Origin of the sequence: Obesumbacterium proteus (assembly GCF_001586165.1) — a bacterium.
In the GTDB taxonomy this organism is placed as follows: Bacteria; Pseudomonadota; Gammaproteobacteria; order Enterobacterales; family Enterobacteriaceae; genus Hafnia; species Hafnia protea.
Window position 1 is genome coordinate 3362134 of the sequence record NZ_CP014608.1, and the last position, 14904, is coordinate 3377037.

The following is a 14904-nucleotide window of genomic DNA, read 5'->3' on the forward strand; positions in this document are numbered from 1 at the left end:
ACTTAGCGGCGATAATCCAGATATGGGCCATCGGCAACGGAGCGACGTTCCACGAGTTTTGGATGCACTTCAATCGTTTGGGAATCTTCACGCTTGCTCACGATACGGTCTAGGAGCATGTCAAAGGCCATTGAGCCCAAACGCTCTTTCGGCTGGTGGATGGTGGTCAACGCTGGCGAGAAGTAGCGAGCGTTGCGCACGTTATCATAACCGATCACCGATATATCCTGCGGTACGCGCAAGCCCATCTCATCGGCGGCGCAAATTGCGCCCATCGCCATGATGTCGCCGCCCACAAACACTGCGGTTGGGCGATTTTTTTGCGACAGGATCTGATGCATCGCTTTGTAACCGGATTCTGGTTCGAAATCGCCTTCTACCATCCACTCATCGCGGGCAGGAATATTGGCTTCTTGCAGGGCTTTCAGGAAGCCACGTAGGCGACCGCCGCCGGTGTTACGAGAAAGCTGACCGGTAATCGCGCCAATATCACGATGTCCACGTTCAATTAAATAGCGACCAGCTAAATAGCCACCTTCGAACGCATTATCCTGAATGGCATCCGTAAAATCACTGCGTTGCGTTCCCCAGTCCATCACTACCATTGGAATATTGCGGTAGTCCTCAAGGGTTTGCAGCAGGTTCTCTGGGTATTCAGAACACATCACTAACAATCCATCGACGCGTTTTTGCGCCAGCATCGCTAAATAAGCTTTTTGCTTTTCAGGATTATTGTGAGAGTTACATAGAATGAGCGTATAGCCTTGGCTGTAACAGGCGTTTTCAACGGCCTCAATCACCTCAGCAAAATAGGGCGCCTCGCTGGACGTCGCCAGCAAGCCGATCGATTTGGTGTGGTTAACTTTCAGGCTACGGGCGACGGCGCTGGGGGAGTAGTGCAATTCTTTAATCGCTTCCCAAACAGCGGTCTTGGTCTCTTCTGCGACAAAACGCGTCTTATTAATAACGTGAGACACTGTCGTGGTTGAAACGCCCGCGCGTTTTGCCACATCTTTAATCGTTGCCATGAAACAGATGACTCCTAAGCTAATGTAACTATGACATAGCTATTGTGTTAATCGTTTGCTTACGTACATCAAAATACACTGATTACAATCGCATCAAAGAGAGGAATATGCGGATATATCAAGCGCCAGCCTATTCTTTTACGTTATGAAAGCTGATACGTAGCAGTAAACCGTAAATTTTGGCCTATAAAATGCAAAAGGGGAAGTCAAAATTGTGTGTTAACAGAAAGAATAATCGAAAGTTTTACTGCGTGCGATCCCATTTAAGGTATGTGAAAATGATTTCACACACTTTCTGCAAGTGTTTATGTATAATCAAAATTGATCTGATAACGAAATGCGGGAGAAGAAGAAATGGAAACCGATCTGAAATATTCTCTAATGACAACGGTCGCAGCACTGGCTGTGATTGTTATCTTTAGTTTTGTTGCTGCGCTACATTGATTTATCGCTAAGTTTTCTATCGATAGCCGTTAACATGGCTAAAACAAAAGGCGGTCAATTGACCGCCTTTTTCATGTACGTCACTCAGCAAACTTATGCCAGGTTTTTCGCCACGAATTCCCAGTTTACCAGAGCCCAGAAGTTCTCCAGATACTTAGGACGCGCATTGCGATAGTCGATGTAGTAGGCGTGTTCCCAAACGTCCACGGTCAGCAGTGGTTTGTCACCGTTGGTCAGTGGAGTTGCAGCGTTTGAGGTGTTTACAATCGCCAAAGAACCGTCTGCTTTTTTAACCAGCCAAGTCCAACCAGAACCGAAGTTACCGATGGCAGATTTAGTCAGTTCTTCTTTGAAAGCATCAAATGAACCAAACGCTTTGTTAATGGCTTCAGCCACGGCGCCAGTTGGTGCGTTGCCACCTTTTGGTGACAGGCAATGCCAGTAGAAGGTGTGGTTCCAAACCTGAGCGGCGTTGTTGAAGATACCGCCAGTAGAGGTCTTGATGATCTCTTCCAGTGATTTACCTTCGAATTCAGTGCCTTTTATCAGGTTGTTCAGGTTTACCACATAGGTATTGTGGTGCTTACCGTAATGGTATTCCAAGGTTTCTGCGGAGATGTGCGGTTCCAGTGCGTTTTTTTCGTATGGTAATGCAGGTAATTCAAAAGACATTGCTCTCTCCTATTATTGCTCTATTTTGCAATGAAACAGTTACACGTAAGTGTTTTATGTTTCATGCATCACACCAACGTTAATGTCAGTGAGCGGGTTTTTAAATTTGAAACGATCTTGTTGATCTCTTGTTATGGGGATCGATTTTAGCAAGTTTTGAATCTAATAACAGGCAAAATTTTTGTTTTTGGTTATCAATTGGCGATTTGTGCACCATTCGTTCAAAACGGTGACAGAAGGAAAATAAGGGGAGGGGATAATACCAAGATGGAGTAGATCTAAATGATAGGGATTATCACAAAATGCAATTAATCCCTATCATGAATCGGTTTAATCGTGACCTTCTGTTATTAACGAATCGTTTTTGGCGTCATTACGCGGCGAGCGCCAACGTAGTGCCCTTGCCAATAATCATTATCTAAATAGCTGATTCGAATTTGTTCGCCGGTGCGAGGTGACTGAATGAATTTGCCTTCACCCATATAAACACCCACGTGATCGGCGGCACCACGATTATTAATACAGAAGAAGACTAAGTCGCCTTTTTGTAACTCTGTTTTTTTCACCGGAGCCGCATCGCGCAGATGATACATTTCATTGGCAGTACGAGGGATCTTAATGCTGAGCAAATCCTGATAGGCGTAATAAACCAATCCGCTGCAGTCAAAACCAGTGCTTGGTGATGCGCCACCCCAGCGGTACGGTTTTCCTACCTGATTCATCAGCTTGTTCATGGCCGTTTGTTTGGCATGCTGATAGCGTTTTTTATGCTGAGGGCTTAGACGAATCGGTTTGCCATCAACAATTTCAATATTGTTTTGATTCAGCTTGAGTTTGGCTAATTCGCCTTTGCTGCTTCTACCATGGCTATTCAATTCACCGCGCTGGCGGCCATAGGTTTTTTTATTGTTAACGCGAGCCAGCGTAGCGGTGGAGTGCGTACCGTTTTTCTTGGCGCTAGATTTTGCTTTCGGCTTAGAAATAGAGGCGAGTACGGCTTTATCTATTTTTTTGCTATTCGCTTTATTGCGCGCCACTTCTCTATTTTTGGCAAACTTAGTGGCGAGAGCGCTAGGTTTAGCTGTTGCTGATTTTTTAGTCGTTTTGCTTTTTTGTTCTAACGATTTTTTATTTTTTGCCGTCGTCGTAGACGTCGCTGTTTTTTCTTTTTTGCTGGTGGCGGGTTTTCGTTTTTTACGATCGGCAGCTTCGCTACTCGTCGCATGCGACTTTCGCTGATCGGCAACGACTTTATGCCCCGGAGAGGCATTCGCTGCATTAGCAAATAGCTGTGTAAACAGCAGAACAAAGAGCGCGATATATAGACGCATCGATAGGTTCCAGGCTTTGTCCCAAGCAAAAAACATGGCAAACAGTATTAAATAAACAGCCGTAACAAAACAGCATTCATTTCTGCTATTTATATTCTCTTTGTGACTAAATGTTACGATGATTGAATCAGATGCTGTTTTATTCGAAAAACGCTGTAAATCTGATCATGTGCAAAACGGATATAGCATAGCACGTTTTTAGATTAAACTGAGCTTACGCTGTGACGGGGTGTTGAAATTCAGATAATAGCCACATAAAAGATGGCGTTTTTTTCTCAGAGCGACACTCGGTAGAATCCAGTACAATAATTCGATATGCACTTGCATGCTGTAGGCATAACACTGGCTAGAGGAAGTAAACTAAAATGACAATGACCACCATTGAAAAAATTCAGCACCAACTGGCTGAAAACCCGATTATTTTGTACATGAAAGGCTCACCTAAACTGCCAAGCTGTGGCTTCTCTGCGCAAGCAGTTCAGGCATTGTCAGCCTGTGGTGAACGTTTTGCCTATGTTGATATTCTGCAAAACCCAGATATTCGTGCTGAACTGCCAAAATATGCGAACTGGCCAACGTTCCCGCAGCTGTGGGTAGAAGGCGAGCTGGTTGGCGGCTGTGACATCATCATTGAGATGTACCGTGCTGGCGAACTGCAGCAGCTGATTAAAGAGACTGCGGCGAAGCATCCTGCACAGGAAGAACAGTAATCGTTGATGATTATTGTGAGCAAAATAAAGGCGCCTAAGGGCGCCTTTATTATTTATCGCGTTAACTTATAAACAAAAAATTTTACACAGGCTCGATATGCAGCAAGCAAGAGAGGCGGATTATTCGGTGGCTTCTTCTGGTGCAGGCGTTGGCAATGGCCATCCACCCATACGTTTCCAGCGGTTTACCAACTCACAAAACAGCGTTGCGGTTTGCTCTGTATCATACAGCGCAGAGTGAGCCTGAGTGCTATCAAAAGGAATATTGGCGGCGATACAGGCTTTCGCAAGCACGGTTTGTCCTAATACCAAACCGCTTAGAGCGGCAGTATCAAAGGTGGCAAACGGATGGAAAGGGTTACGTTTTAACCCGGCACGTTCTGCCGCGGCCATGACGAATGAATGATCGAAGTGCGCATTATGCGCAACGATAACCGCACGATTGCACTCCTGATCTTTAATGCCTTTGCGAACCGCTTTGAAAATAGCATGCAGGGCTTCGTATTCGCTGACCGCGCCCCGTAATGGATTTTCAGGATCGATGCCGTTGAATGCTAGAGCTTCTGGAACAAGAACGGAGCCAACAAAAGGCTCAACGTGGAAATGCAGTGTTTCGTGTGGCTCTAACCATCCATCGTCAGTCATGCGTAACGTGACTGCCGCAATTTCAAGTAGCGCGTTGGTGTTGGCATCAAAACCCGCAGTTTCGACATCAATGACAACAGGATAGAACCCGCGAAAGCGCGCGCTCAGCGTATTAAGATTGGTGGTTTCAGCCATGTTCAACTTCTGGTCTATGGAATGCAGCGCGCATTATGGCAAATTTTTTTGCAGTTTGCAGTCAGCAAACGTGGGGAGACTCTCATTCAGGTAAAACATAAAAAAGCGAACGGCTATGCGTTCGCTGTATTTTTAAACAAAACAGTCAGGTTTTATCCTAGGGGGGGCGAGGTTAGTTCCCCAAGCCTGCATCTGCCTGTTTGTTTTCGATCAGTTCGATTTTGTAGCCATCTGGATCTTCAACAAAAGCGATAATAGTGCTTCCGCCTTTAACTGGGCCAGCTTCACGCGTGACTTTGCCACCCGCTTTGCGGATGTTTTCACAGGTTGCCGCAACATCATCAACGCCTAATGCCAAATGGCCAAATGCGGTGCCCATGTCGTAGCTTTCTACGCCCCAGTTGTAGGTCAGTTCGATAACAGAACCCACGCTTTCATCACTGTAACCCACGAACGCGAGAGAGTATTTATACTCTTCGTTTTCGCTGGTACGCAGCAGACGCATGCCTAAAACGTTGGTATAGAAGTCGATTGAGCGTTGCAGATGACCAACACGCAGCATGGTATGAAGTAAACGCATAATTTCCCTCTGAAATTAGAATGGCCTTGATGACAAGGCTTCGCTATCAAGAATAACGACAGGATGTAGACACATTGTAACAGCCTACTTTCAGCGATCAATAAAAGCCCCAGATTAATCACCGCCGCTGTAAATAAAAAACCCTCTGACAGAGTGGAGGCGGTCAGAGGGTTGGTAGTTATTATGCCAAGATATTACAGCTACAGCGTTGGATAATCGGTATAGCCTTTAGCATCACCACCGTAGAAGGTTTCTGGATGTGGTGTATTCAGCGGGGCCTTTTTCTCTAAACGCTTAACCAAGTCAGGGTTGGCGATAAAGTTACGACCAAAAGCAACCGCGTCAATAAGACCTTGGTTCAGCAGCGTTTCGGCTTTTTCAGCGGTATAGCCGCCTGAACCGATAATAACACCGCTAAACTGTTTGCGAACCGCCTGACGGAATGCCTCAGAATAAGGTTTGCCGCCCGCCCAATCAGGCTCAGAAATATGCAGGTAAGCAATTTTGCGTTGGTTAAGTTGACCGATCAGGTAAAGCGCGGCTTCTTCTTGATCTTCACCATTGTCCAGACCATTGAACGGGCCCAATGGTGAAATACGGATCCCAACGCGACCTGCGCCTGATTCGGCAATTGCAGCGTCAACCACTTCCAACGTTAAACGTGCACGATTTTCAATGTTGCCACCATATTGGTCGGTACGGTGGTTAGACGCCGGTGACATGAACTGATGTAATAAATAGCCATGAGCAGCGTGCAGTTCAACCAGATCGAAACCGGCTTGGCTTGCAAGGCTTACCGCATGGCGGAAATCGTTAACGATGCCTGGGATTTCACTGGTTTCTAAAGCGCGAGGTTCTGAACAAGGCACGCGTACCCAGTGACCATTTTCATCACGTACCGTGGTGCGGGTATCGGCGGCGATAGCAGAAGGTGCAACCGGAGCCTGTTGATTTGGCTGGAGGCTATTATGAGAAATACGGCCTACGTGCCACAGCTGAACGGCGATATGCCCGCCATGCTGATGAACGCCAGACACAATTTTTTTCCATGCTGCGAACTGCTCTGGTGTATGTAATCCTGGAGCACCCGCATAGCCTTTGGCTTGGAATGAAACCTGAGTGGCTTCAGTAATGATCAAACCTGCGCCTGCGCGCTGGTTGTAATATTCACCCATCAGCGGGGTGGGAATATCACCCGGTTCTGTGCTGCGCAGACGCGTCAGCGGAGCCATGAAAACGCGATTAGGTAAAGTAACGTCACCAACGGTGACCGGTGTGAATAACTTTTCGATTTTCATAGTCAATCCTGTTGCAGTTGTTGCGCATTATCTTGCGCCACGAAGTTTAGGTTTGCTCGTTAGACGTGGGTAAAACGTGACAGCGAGGCTTGGGCAAAGACTAATAGACCAGTTGGTCTAAGTCAATACAAGCGAAGATAGTTTGTGAAGAAATAATTTTAAATGCAGTAATTATAGGCAGTTATAGATAACAATACGCCCACGGACAGCGCGTTGCTGTCCGTGAGAAAGAGGGATCGGTAGAGGATTGTGGCTTGTAGCTTAGTAAGCGGCAGTGAATTGCTGCTTAATAAATTGTGGCTGTTCTATTTCATTCAGAATGGCAACGGCAAGATCCTCGACGGAAATATTAGCAGGCGCATCGCCGTTCATCAGTAATGAGGTTGTACCCAAACGGAAATTACCGGTGCGTTGACCCGGTGCCAGCATCGCCGCAGGGGATAATACCGTCCAATCCAGCGGGCTACCTGCACGTAATGCGTCACGCAGCTCGCGAGCACCTTGCGCGCCGGGGCGGATCTCAGCGGGGAACTGTGGTGTGTCGATTAGCTCAACGCCTGGTGCAACTTCAAGACTACCCGCGCCACCGACGACCAAGAAACGTTTCACACCTGATTTTTCGACCGCTTTCAAAATAGCATTGCTACCTTTAACAAAGTTGGCGTACAAATCGGGATCGGTCCAGCCGGGGTTAAAGGCACTGATCACGGCATCGACGCCTTTCAGCGTTTGTGCCAGCCAATCAATGTCGGTCACATCGCCAAGTGCAATATGCAGATGGCTGTTGGTGGGTAAATCTTTGGTATGACGAGCGATAGCGGTCACTTCATGACCCCGTGCCAACGCTTCGTTAACAGCCACACGACCCACAAAACCTGTTGCACCGATAATAGCGAGTTTCATCATTCATTCCTTTTTCAACATTGGTTGCGATATTGGTTGCGATAGAGAAACTTTAATCCTTAACAGCATGGCTGATAAGTGGCATATTGCCACTAACTTCTTTAAGTAAAACTTCAAGATGAAAGGCGTGATTCGATGGATAAACTTAATCGCATGGCCGTATTTGCCGTTGTCGTCGCGGAAGGTTCATTGAGCGCGGCGGGGCGACGTTTAGGCATGAGCGCTTCCGCCGTGAGCCAACACATGCGAACGCTGGAGCAAGATCTCGGGGTAACGCTGCTGCATCGTTCTACGCGAAAACTCACGCTTACCGACGCGGGTGCGGCATTTTATCCTGGCTGCAAAGCCATGCTGCATGAAGCGAGTCAGGCAGAGCAACGATTGGCCGAAATGCGCGATACGCTGGTGGGTGAGTTGCGCATTGCCACAACGATAGGGCTTGGCGGCGCGCCGCTTGCTCAGGCACTTGCCCCGTTATTGCTTGCTCATCCTAAGCTGAGTCTGCGGATCTTAGCCAACGATGAAATTATCAATTTAATTGAGGTTCGCGCTGATATTGCTTTGCGGGTCAATCGACAATTGGATGATGCTTCTTATATTGCTCATCCGTTAGCAACCTGGCCGATGGTGTTATGTGCATCGCCGCGTTATCTAAATCGCAGCGGGATACCGGAATCGCCGCATGAATTGACGCAGCATCAATGGTTGATCAATACCAACGATGCGATCCCTGCCTCAATCACCTTACAAAAACGCAGCGGGGAGATGTGCAAAATTCAGTTGCCCGATATCGCCACCGGCAGTAGCAGTATGAATGTGTTACGTGCATTCACCTTGGAAGGATTAGGAATATCTGTGCAGCCGTTGTATGAAATCAGCCATGAACTGCAAAGAGGCGATCTGGTGATGTTATTACCAGAATGGCGGCCAACGCCGCTTAAGCTGCACGCGCTAACGCTTGAGCGAGTGCATACAGAAAAGAGCCGACAGGCCATGCTCTGCTTGCGTAATTTCTTCCAGACATATAAAGATACAGAATATTAACCGCAAATGGATTTGCTCAGTTCCTTGTTTGCGTCTTCACTTAAGAGGGTAAGCAGGAGGTATATCATGGCCCAGCAGCTTGAATTTTTTAATATTCCCAGCCCGTGTCGTGGTATATGTCAGGCGGATGAGCGGGGTTATTGTCGTGGCTGTATGCGTAGCCGAGAAGAACGGTTTGGCTGGATGAAACTGAGCGATCCACAAAAACGTGATGTGCTGCGTTTGTGCCGCCAACGCTTTTTACGTCAGCGGCGCAACGATAATGTCGATCAGATTAACCCACCGGAGCAACCATCGTTGTTCTGAGTGCTCAAGGCTTGCTTGTCACTGACGGAACCACGCTTTGCTGTAGCTGCGATAAAGAACAATATAAGCGCCACACCAGACCGGCTAAATCACGGCCGCTTTGGTCAGGATGGCGAGAGAGCACATCGCTGATCCTTAACAGTTCGGCTAAGGTTCCATCGAGCGATTCATGCTGAACGCCTTTCTCCGTCATAATCCCTTTTAAGCAGTGAATACAAACGTCGCGAACCGCTGACAGCGGATCGGAGCGCGTCTGCCATTCACGCAGTTGCCAAACAATGTGGCTACAGTTGAGTAAGACTACGCCCCAACGCAGTACCCAAACACGCGACAGTTCATCTTTGCTTTGATTGAGCTGGCTGATGCGATGATAAATCCGTGACTCGAACTGACTTTCATCCTGTTGAGGGCGACGGCTTATCTGATCCATGAAATCTAGGCGTAGAGCACGAATAATTCGGCGGCTTTTGCGTTTATCAGAGCTTGGACGCAAAATCTGAAACGCCACGGCGGCCAGCAAAACACCACAAATCTTCGCGACGTTATCGTTGACGAAGCTGCCGTAATCATATTCAGGCGGGTTGGTCACCAGCAAAAACGATCCCATAAAGACAATCACTTGTCCCCACAGCGCCGCGGTTTTTGGGTTTTGCAACTTGAGGAGCTGCATAGTGAGTAACACAGGCAATAAGAAGGCACAGAATACCCAGAAATCATCGATTTGAATCATCAAACCAAATTTTGCTAAGTAGCAGCCAATGGACAGCAGCACCATCGCTTTAAATAAGGTGGTTAGGCTGGTCATCGGGGAGGCGGAGGTGGAATACAGCACACAGGTTATTGCCGTAATGGTCAATGCGCCTGCGCCTTCATCCCATTGGGTGTTCATCCAGAACGCGCAGCCGATGATGATAACCACGAAGGTGCGTAGCGCGTTATAGGCGGACTCCATGCTATCCGTGTGCCGCGCGATGCTGTGAACCTTTGGCGGTGAAAAACTATCTTCTGGCGTTGAGTTTTCGACGTGGCGTATCCAGCGGCTACCTTGCAGATAAAGCCAGCAGAAATAGCGAAGACGCAGATAGAATGTGCGTAGCCGATAGTCACTTGGATCCTGTGGGTAAATGCGGCTGAGAATTTTGGCTAAGCGATATTTATTTGTCTCAGGATCCTGCAGTTCTTTTATGATGTCTTGTAATACGTCTTGCAAGACCTCTGGGCGATCGGGCCAATTCACTAACATCCGACGAATGCTGGAAATTACGCTGGTTAACCGCAGTTGCCGGTGTAGCAGAAAGTTAAGCACATTGTTACGGCTACGCAGTCGATGATTACTCCAGAAAGCCTGAATACGGAGAATATTCATGGTCAGGATTTGGCCAATTAATCCTTCGTGCGATGCGCGCATTTCCGGCGTGGTTTCTGGATGCCACAGCATGGCAGCGTGTTCGAGTAGGCGCTGATGCATGCGGCGCAGTGACGTTAGCAGGTTCGTTCCGTCTGAAGTGCTCGGCAGGATCATCATCATAAACGCGCCGCACAGCAAACCGGTGATGACCTCACAGACACGCGCTTGCGCAATATCAAAAATTTGCATGCTGTCGGTAGATTCAGCCGTTGAGAAGGCAATGATGGCCGCGGTATAACCCGCTAAAGCAAAAGCATAGGCGACGTTATTTTGATAATGATTCGAGACATAGGTGCATACTGCAATCCAGGCCGCGATATAAAAGGTAAACAGCCAAGGGTCATTAAGGCATTGTCCGGCAATCAGAACCGACGCCGCCGCGCCAAGCAAACTCCCAGCGATACGACCAATACTTTTACTGATAACTCCGCCAACGGTGGGAAAACTGACCACGGCGGCAGACGTAAACGCCCAATAGGGCTCATCCAGATCCAATAAAAAAGCGACCCAGAGCGCCAAACACATTGCGATAGCGTTGCGCAGCGCGTAACGCCATTGTCCTGCGTTGGCTTTTGCCCACGGGGTATTACGCCAATCTAGCCAAGATAAATTCACAAGACTGTCCTGTTAATGGCTGCGAACAGAAATTGTGCAGGTGGTTCCCGCAACCAGCAAAACATCTTTAGGAACATTCTCAAGCTTAATTCGGATCGGTACCCGTTGAGCCAAGCGAACCCAAGGTACGTTCGGTTTTACATTAAGCAGCATATTATCGCTGCTTTCGACGCTTTGGTCATAAATTGCGCGACCAATACTTTCTACGCGTCCCTGTAATGGAATATTTCCGTTATACAGAGTTATATCCACGTTATTTCCGATGTTTATATGTTTGAGTTTAGTTTCTTCGAAATAACCCATCACATAAAACGAATTAATATCAATAAGAGCTACGAGCGGTGAGCCAATAGAGGCATAATTTCCCACGCGGGTTTGTAAATTAGTTATAAACCCGCTGACCGGAGCATAAATATTTGTGTGGTGTAAATTCCACTGCGCCTGTTCCAAATTAGATTGCGCGGATTTATAATTAGCTTTCATTGCCTGCGCATTCAGTTGTGCTTCGTCGAGATCTTCTGCAGAGATAACGTTGCGCGGTAGGTTGCTACGGCGAGTCGCTTCATGGTTGGCTTTGGCCAGATCTGACTCCGCTTTGGCCATGGCGGCATTGGCATTACTTAGGGCAATTTCGAACGGCGTCGGGTCTAGGGCAAATAACAGTTCACCCTGTTTTACCTGTTGGTTATCGCTGATATTTACTTTAATTATTTTTCCCGATACTTCTGGTGTAATATTGACGAGCTCGGCACGGACTTTACCATCTCGAGTCCAAGGTGATTGCATATAATAATTCCAAGCCCACCAGCCAGCGGTGATTGCAATTGCACAAACTATAACCGTTGAGAAGTAGCGTAATGTGTTCTGTTTCATATTATTTTACCAACTGGTTAATAGCCAAAGACTGGTGCTTACACAGATGACGAAAATTGACAAATCCATTAGCGTCGGATGCCAAATATCGCCAGAGTAAATCACATCGCGAAATAAACGATGAATAAGCAACCAGAAAACAATACCGAGTAAAACAGCTTTAAAAATAGGCGGAAAATAGAGCGACGCGCCTAATATCAGATCTGGCAACGGCGAACCTTGCGATGATGAAAGGATGTCCATGTTTACCACTCCCGATCCATTAAGAGATTTATAGGTAACATAGTTGTTAATTGTCCATAAGCATAGATTATTTTCTGGGGAATATAGATATACATTTGAAATTTTTACGATTGAGAACCAAACTAGTAGCTACTCTGGGTGAGTATCTTAGCATGCTAATTATAAGGAGAGTAAATTGGAATCGACACTAGGCTCGGATTTAGCACGATTAGTTCGTGTATGGAGAGCGTTAATTGACCAGCGTTTGAAGCCGCTTGAATTGACACAAACGCATTGGGTCACTCTATACAATATTAATCGTTTGCCGCCGGAGCAGTCTCAGATCCAACTGGCTAAAGCTATCGGCATTGAGCAGCCTTCGTTAGTTCGCACGTTGGACCAGCTTGAAGAGAAGGGCTTAATTACACGCCATACCTGTGCAAACGATCGCCGCGCTAAACGCATTAAGTTGACGGAAGAAGCTGCACCAATTATCAAGGAAGTTAATGACGTTATCACGATGACTCGTGGTGAGATCTTATCTGGCATTTCGCCAGAAGAAGTGACACTGCTGACTAGCTTAGTTGAGCGTCTGGAACAAAACATAATTCACTTACAAAACAAATAATTATAATTATTTTTTATTACTAACAGCAAACCCAAAAAAAACCGGAGGCATTGCCTCCGGTTTCGTGATCTCGTTTAGCTAAGCAATTCAGGCTTAGTTAGTCGCTGAGACGCTGACGCTGCTGCCGCTAGACAGCAACATGACGCGCTGACCCACTGCAAACGGTTTGCTGCCGTTTTTCTGCACCACGGCAATCGTTTTGCCATCGTCTTTGCGAACCACTAACTGCACGCCATCGGTACGGTTAACGGCACCTTCAATACTGTTACCGGCTAAACCACCCGCAACTGCGCCAGCCGCTGTTGCCAAGCTACGACCTGTACCGCCACCCACGGTGTTCCCTAAGAAACCACCTAAGACCGCGCCACCGATAGAGCCAATGACGTTGCTATCGTTGCCTGCCTGAATACGAACCGGCTGAATTGACACGATGCTACCGTAAGTAACCTGCTGAACTTCTTTAGCCTGACCCGCAGTATAAACGTCACCAGATAATGTGCTGGTGTTAGCACAACCAGCCAATGAAGCGCCGGCAAGAGCGATAACAATAAGACGCTTAATCATAACAATGTTCCTTCCATTCTAGCCTTCTACGCGCGGGCTTGTTTTTTTGCCTGTCGTTACGGCTGTGTGTTTACTCTAAAAGGTTGGCTATAAACAAACTGTTGCCTATACCAATGCCTGTATCGCTGTAGCATACAGATGATTGACTCAACCAACAATAAACGACCGTTTAAGTTTTGTCGGTTTAAATAATCACCAACTCTATGACTATTTTACTGCATTTTGACAGTCGACGAATCGTTCGCGAAGAAAATATTACGTCAAGAAAGGTCAGTAATGTTTATGATATTGACACGGAAATTAGATAAATCCGGTTCCGTTTAGTGTTTTAAGAGGCTAATTTCAACTAACGAAAATAAATAAGGACGATGAAATGAGATCGGGACGGTACATTGGCGTGATGTCAGGAACCAGCCTTGACGGGATCGACGTTGTCATTGCCGCTATTGATGAGCGGATGGTTGCACAGCAAAGCAGATATTCTCATCCGATACCCATGGCCGTAAAAGAATCCATTTTAGGCATGTGCCAAGGGCAGGCGGTGACGCTCGCGCAGGTCGGTGAATTAGACCGACAAATGGGGAGCCTCTATGCAGAGGCGATTAACCAGTTATTAAAGCAAGCTTCGCTCACGCCGCAAGACATTACGGCCATTGGCTGCCACGGGCAAACCGTTTGGCATCAGCCCGAAGGCGAGAATCCTTTTACCATGCAGTTAGGCGACAATAACCGCGTGGCCGCACTCACGGCAATTACAACCGTTGGCGATTTTCGCCGTCGTGACATGGCTTATGGTGGGCAGGGCGCGCCGTTAGTGCCCGCGTTCCACCATGCACTACTCACACATCCGGTAGAGCGACGCATGGTGCTTAATATTGGCGGCATTGCCAATCTTTCCCTGCTTTTACCGGGGTTACCGGTTAGAGGATTTGATACCGGCCCCGGCAATATGCTGCTAGATGCTTGGATTTGGCGTAATCACGGCAAGGCTTATGACGAAGATGCAGCGTGGGCAAAACAAGGTTCGGTGAATCAGCCATTACTAAAACATCTTTTGGCGGCGCCTTATTTTGCGCGTCCGGCACCGAAAAGCACGGGGCGAGAGCTGTTTAATTTAGGATGGCTGGAACAGCAACTGGCTCAATTCCCACCGATTGCTGCCGTAGATGTACAGGCAACTCTGGTGGAACTCACCGCAATCAGCATTTGCGATCAGGTTCAACTGGCGGGCGGCTGTGAACGCTTGTTGGTATGCGGCGGCGGGGCGAGAAACCCGCTTATTATGAGCCGTATGGCGGCGTTGCTGGCGGGAACTGAAGTTTGTAGTACTGACGCCTATGGCGTGAGCGGCGATGATATGGAGGCGTTGGCCTTTGCATGGCTGGCTTACCGTACTTTGTCCGGTTTACCCGGTAACTTGCCTTCCGTCACCGGAGCTTCGCAGGAAACCGTTCTTGGCGCTATCTATCCGGCCAATCACGCTATTTGATTTTGTTAT

Annotated in this window: 17 protein-coding genes; 6 read left to right on the forward strand and 11 right to left on the reverse strand. The window is 47.5% G+C overall.

Annotated elements, in window-relative coordinates; all coding sequences use genetic code 11:
* Positions 1 to 2 precede the first annotated feature (2 nt).
* Entirely contained in the window at positions 3 to 1028 is a 1026-nt protein-coding gene (gene purR / locus DSM2777_RS16020; RefSeq protein ID WP_025801071.1) for an HTH-type transcriptional repressor PurR, read from the reverse strand.
* A 354-nt stretch (positions 1029 to 1382) separates the two neighbouring features.
* Between purR and cydH the strand changes: the two genes are divergently transcribed.
* Positions 1383 to 1472: a cytochrome bd-I oxidase subunit CydH gene (cydH, locus tag DSM2777_RS24540; protein WP_020303734.1), complete on the forward strand. Its 90-nt coding sequence runs from the start codon at positions 1383 to 1385 to the stop codon at positions 1470 to 1472.
* A 93-nt stretch (positions 1473 to 1565) separates the two neighbouring features.
* On the opposite strand, the gene sodB is transcribed toward cydH, so the two are convergent.
* Together sodB and DSM2777_RS16030 are read right to left on the reverse strand one after the other, a co-directional pair.
* Positions 1566 to 2144 carry a superoxide dismutase [Fe] gene (sodB, locus tag DSM2777_RS16025; protein WP_025801070.1) on the reverse strand — a complete coding sequence of 193 codons (579 nt, stop codon included), beginning with the start codon at positions 2142 to 2144 and terminating at the stop codon, positions 1566 to 1568.
* A gap of 350 nt (positions 2145 to 2494) precedes the next feature.
* The gene (locus tag DSM2777_RS16030) at positions 2495 to 3475 is read right to left on the reverse strand and encodes a C40 family peptidase (RefSeq protein WP_061554525.1); all 981 of its coding nucleotides are present in this window, start codon (positions 3473 to 3475) and stop codon (positions 2495 to 2497) included.
* A gap of 371 nt (positions 3476 to 3846) precedes the next feature.
* Here DSM2777_RS16030 and DSM2777_RS16035 point away from each other — a divergent pair, with 371 nt between their 5' ends.
* Positions 3847 to 4185 carry a Grx4 family monothiol glutaredoxin gene (locus tag DSM2777_RS16035; RefSeq protein WP_418009415.1) on the forward strand — a complete coding sequence of 113 codons (339 nt, stop codon included), beginning with the start codon at positions 3847 to 3849 and terminating at the stop codon, positions 4183 to 4185.
* Positions 4186 to 4305: 120 nt separating this feature from the next.
* On the opposite strand, the gene rnt is transcribed toward DSM2777_RS16035, so the two are convergent.
* The 4 genes from rnt to DSM2777_RS16055 form a co-directional block, all read right to left on the reverse strand.
* The gene (rnt, locus tag DSM2777_RS16040; protein WP_061554527.1) at positions 4306 to 4965 is read right to left on the reverse strand and encodes a ribonuclease T; all 660 of its coding nucleotides are present in this window, start codon (positions 4963 to 4965) and stop codon (positions 4306 to 4308) included.
* A gap of 172 nt (positions 4966 to 5137) precedes the next feature.
* Entirely contained in the window at positions 5138 to 5545 is a 408-nt protein-coding gene (gloA, locus tag DSM2777_RS16045) for a lactoylglutathione lyase (protein ID WP_046457053.1), read from the reverse strand.
* 200 nt (positions 5546 to 5745) lie between these two features.
* A complete protein-coding gene (gene nemA, locus DSM2777_RS16050) occupies positions 5746 to 6843 on the reverse strand; it encodes an alkene reductase (RefSeq protein WP_061554528.1) in 1098 nt (365 codons plus the stop codon).
* A gap of 261 nt (positions 6844 to 7104) precedes the next feature.
* Positions 7105 to 7746, reverse strand: a complete 642-nt coding sequence (locus DSM2777_RS16055) for an NAD(P)-dependent oxidoreductase (RefSeq protein ID WP_046457055.1) — start codon at positions 7744 to 7746, stop codon at positions 7105 to 7107.
* A gap of 135 nt (positions 7747 to 7881) precedes the next feature.
* Between DSM2777_RS16055 and DSM2777_RS16060 the strand changes: the two genes are divergently transcribed.
* Together DSM2777_RS16060 and DSM2777_RS16065 are read left to right on the forward strand one after the other, a co-directional pair.
* A complete protein-coding gene (locus DSM2777_RS16060) occupies positions 7882 to 8790 on the forward strand; it encodes a LysR family transcriptional regulator (protein ID WP_061554529.1) in 909 nt (302 codons plus the stop codon).
* 66 nt (positions 8791 to 8856) lie between these two features.
* Complete coding sequence (locus DSM2777_RS16065) at positions 8857 to 9096, forward strand: DUF1289 domain-containing protein (protein ID WP_061554530.1); 240 nt, start codon at positions 8857 to 8859, stop codon at positions 9094 to 9096.
* A 4-nt stretch (positions 9097 to 9100) separates the two neighbouring features.
* Here the strand turns inward: DSM2777_RS16065 and DSM2777_RS16070 are convergent, their stop codons facing one another.
* The 3 genes from DSM2777_RS16070 to DSM2777_RS16080 are packed head-to-tail and all read right to left on the reverse strand — an operon-like array spanning position 9101 to position 12235.
* Positions 9101 to 11119, reverse strand: coding sequence for an FUSC family protein (locus DSM2777_RS16070; protein WP_061554531.1), 2019 nt, complete (start codon positions 11117 to 11119; stop codon positions 9101 to 9103).
* A 12-nt stretch (positions 11120 to 11131) separates the two neighbouring features.
* Positions 11132 to 11992: an efflux RND transporter periplasmic adaptor subunit gene (locus DSM2777_RS16075; protein WP_046457059.1), complete on the reverse strand. Its 861-nt coding sequence runs from the start codon at positions 11990 to 11992 to the stop codon at positions 11132 to 11134.
* 6 nt (positions 11993 to 11998) lie between these two features.
* Positions 11999 to 12235 carry a DUF1656 domain-containing protein gene (locus DSM2777_RS16080; protein ID WP_046457060.1) on the reverse strand — a complete coding sequence of 79 codons (237 nt, stop codon included), beginning with the start codon at positions 12233 to 12235 and terminating at the stop codon, positions 11999 to 12001.
* A 175-nt stretch (positions 12236 to 12410) separates the two neighbouring features.
* Here DSM2777_RS16080 and slyA point away from each other — a divergent pair, with 175 nt between their 5' ends.
* Positions 12411 to 12842 carry a transcriptional regulator SlyA gene (slyA, locus tag DSM2777_RS16085; RefSeq protein WP_025801059.1) on the forward strand — a complete coding sequence of 144 codons (432 nt, stop codon included), beginning with the start codon at positions 12411 to 12413 and terminating at the stop codon, positions 12840 to 12842.
* A 93-nt stretch (positions 12843 to 12935) separates the two neighbouring features.
* On the opposite strand, the gene DSM2777_RS16090 is transcribed toward slyA, so the two are convergent.
* Positions 12936 to 13406, reverse strand: coding sequence for an outer membrane lipoprotein (locus tag DSM2777_RS16090; protein WP_025801058.1), 471 nt, complete (start codon positions 13404 to 13406; stop codon positions 12936 to 12938).
* Between the two features lie 373 nt (positions 13407 to 13779).
* Here DSM2777_RS16090 and anmK point away from each other — a divergent pair, with 373 nt between their 5' ends.
* Positions 13780 to 14895, forward strand: coding sequence for an anhydro-N-acetylmuramic acid kinase (gene anmK, locus DSM2777_RS16095; protein WP_046457061.1), 1116 nt, complete (start codon positions 13780 to 13782; stop codon positions 14893 to 14895).
* The last annotated feature ends 9 nt before the right edge of the window (positions 14896 to 14904 follow it).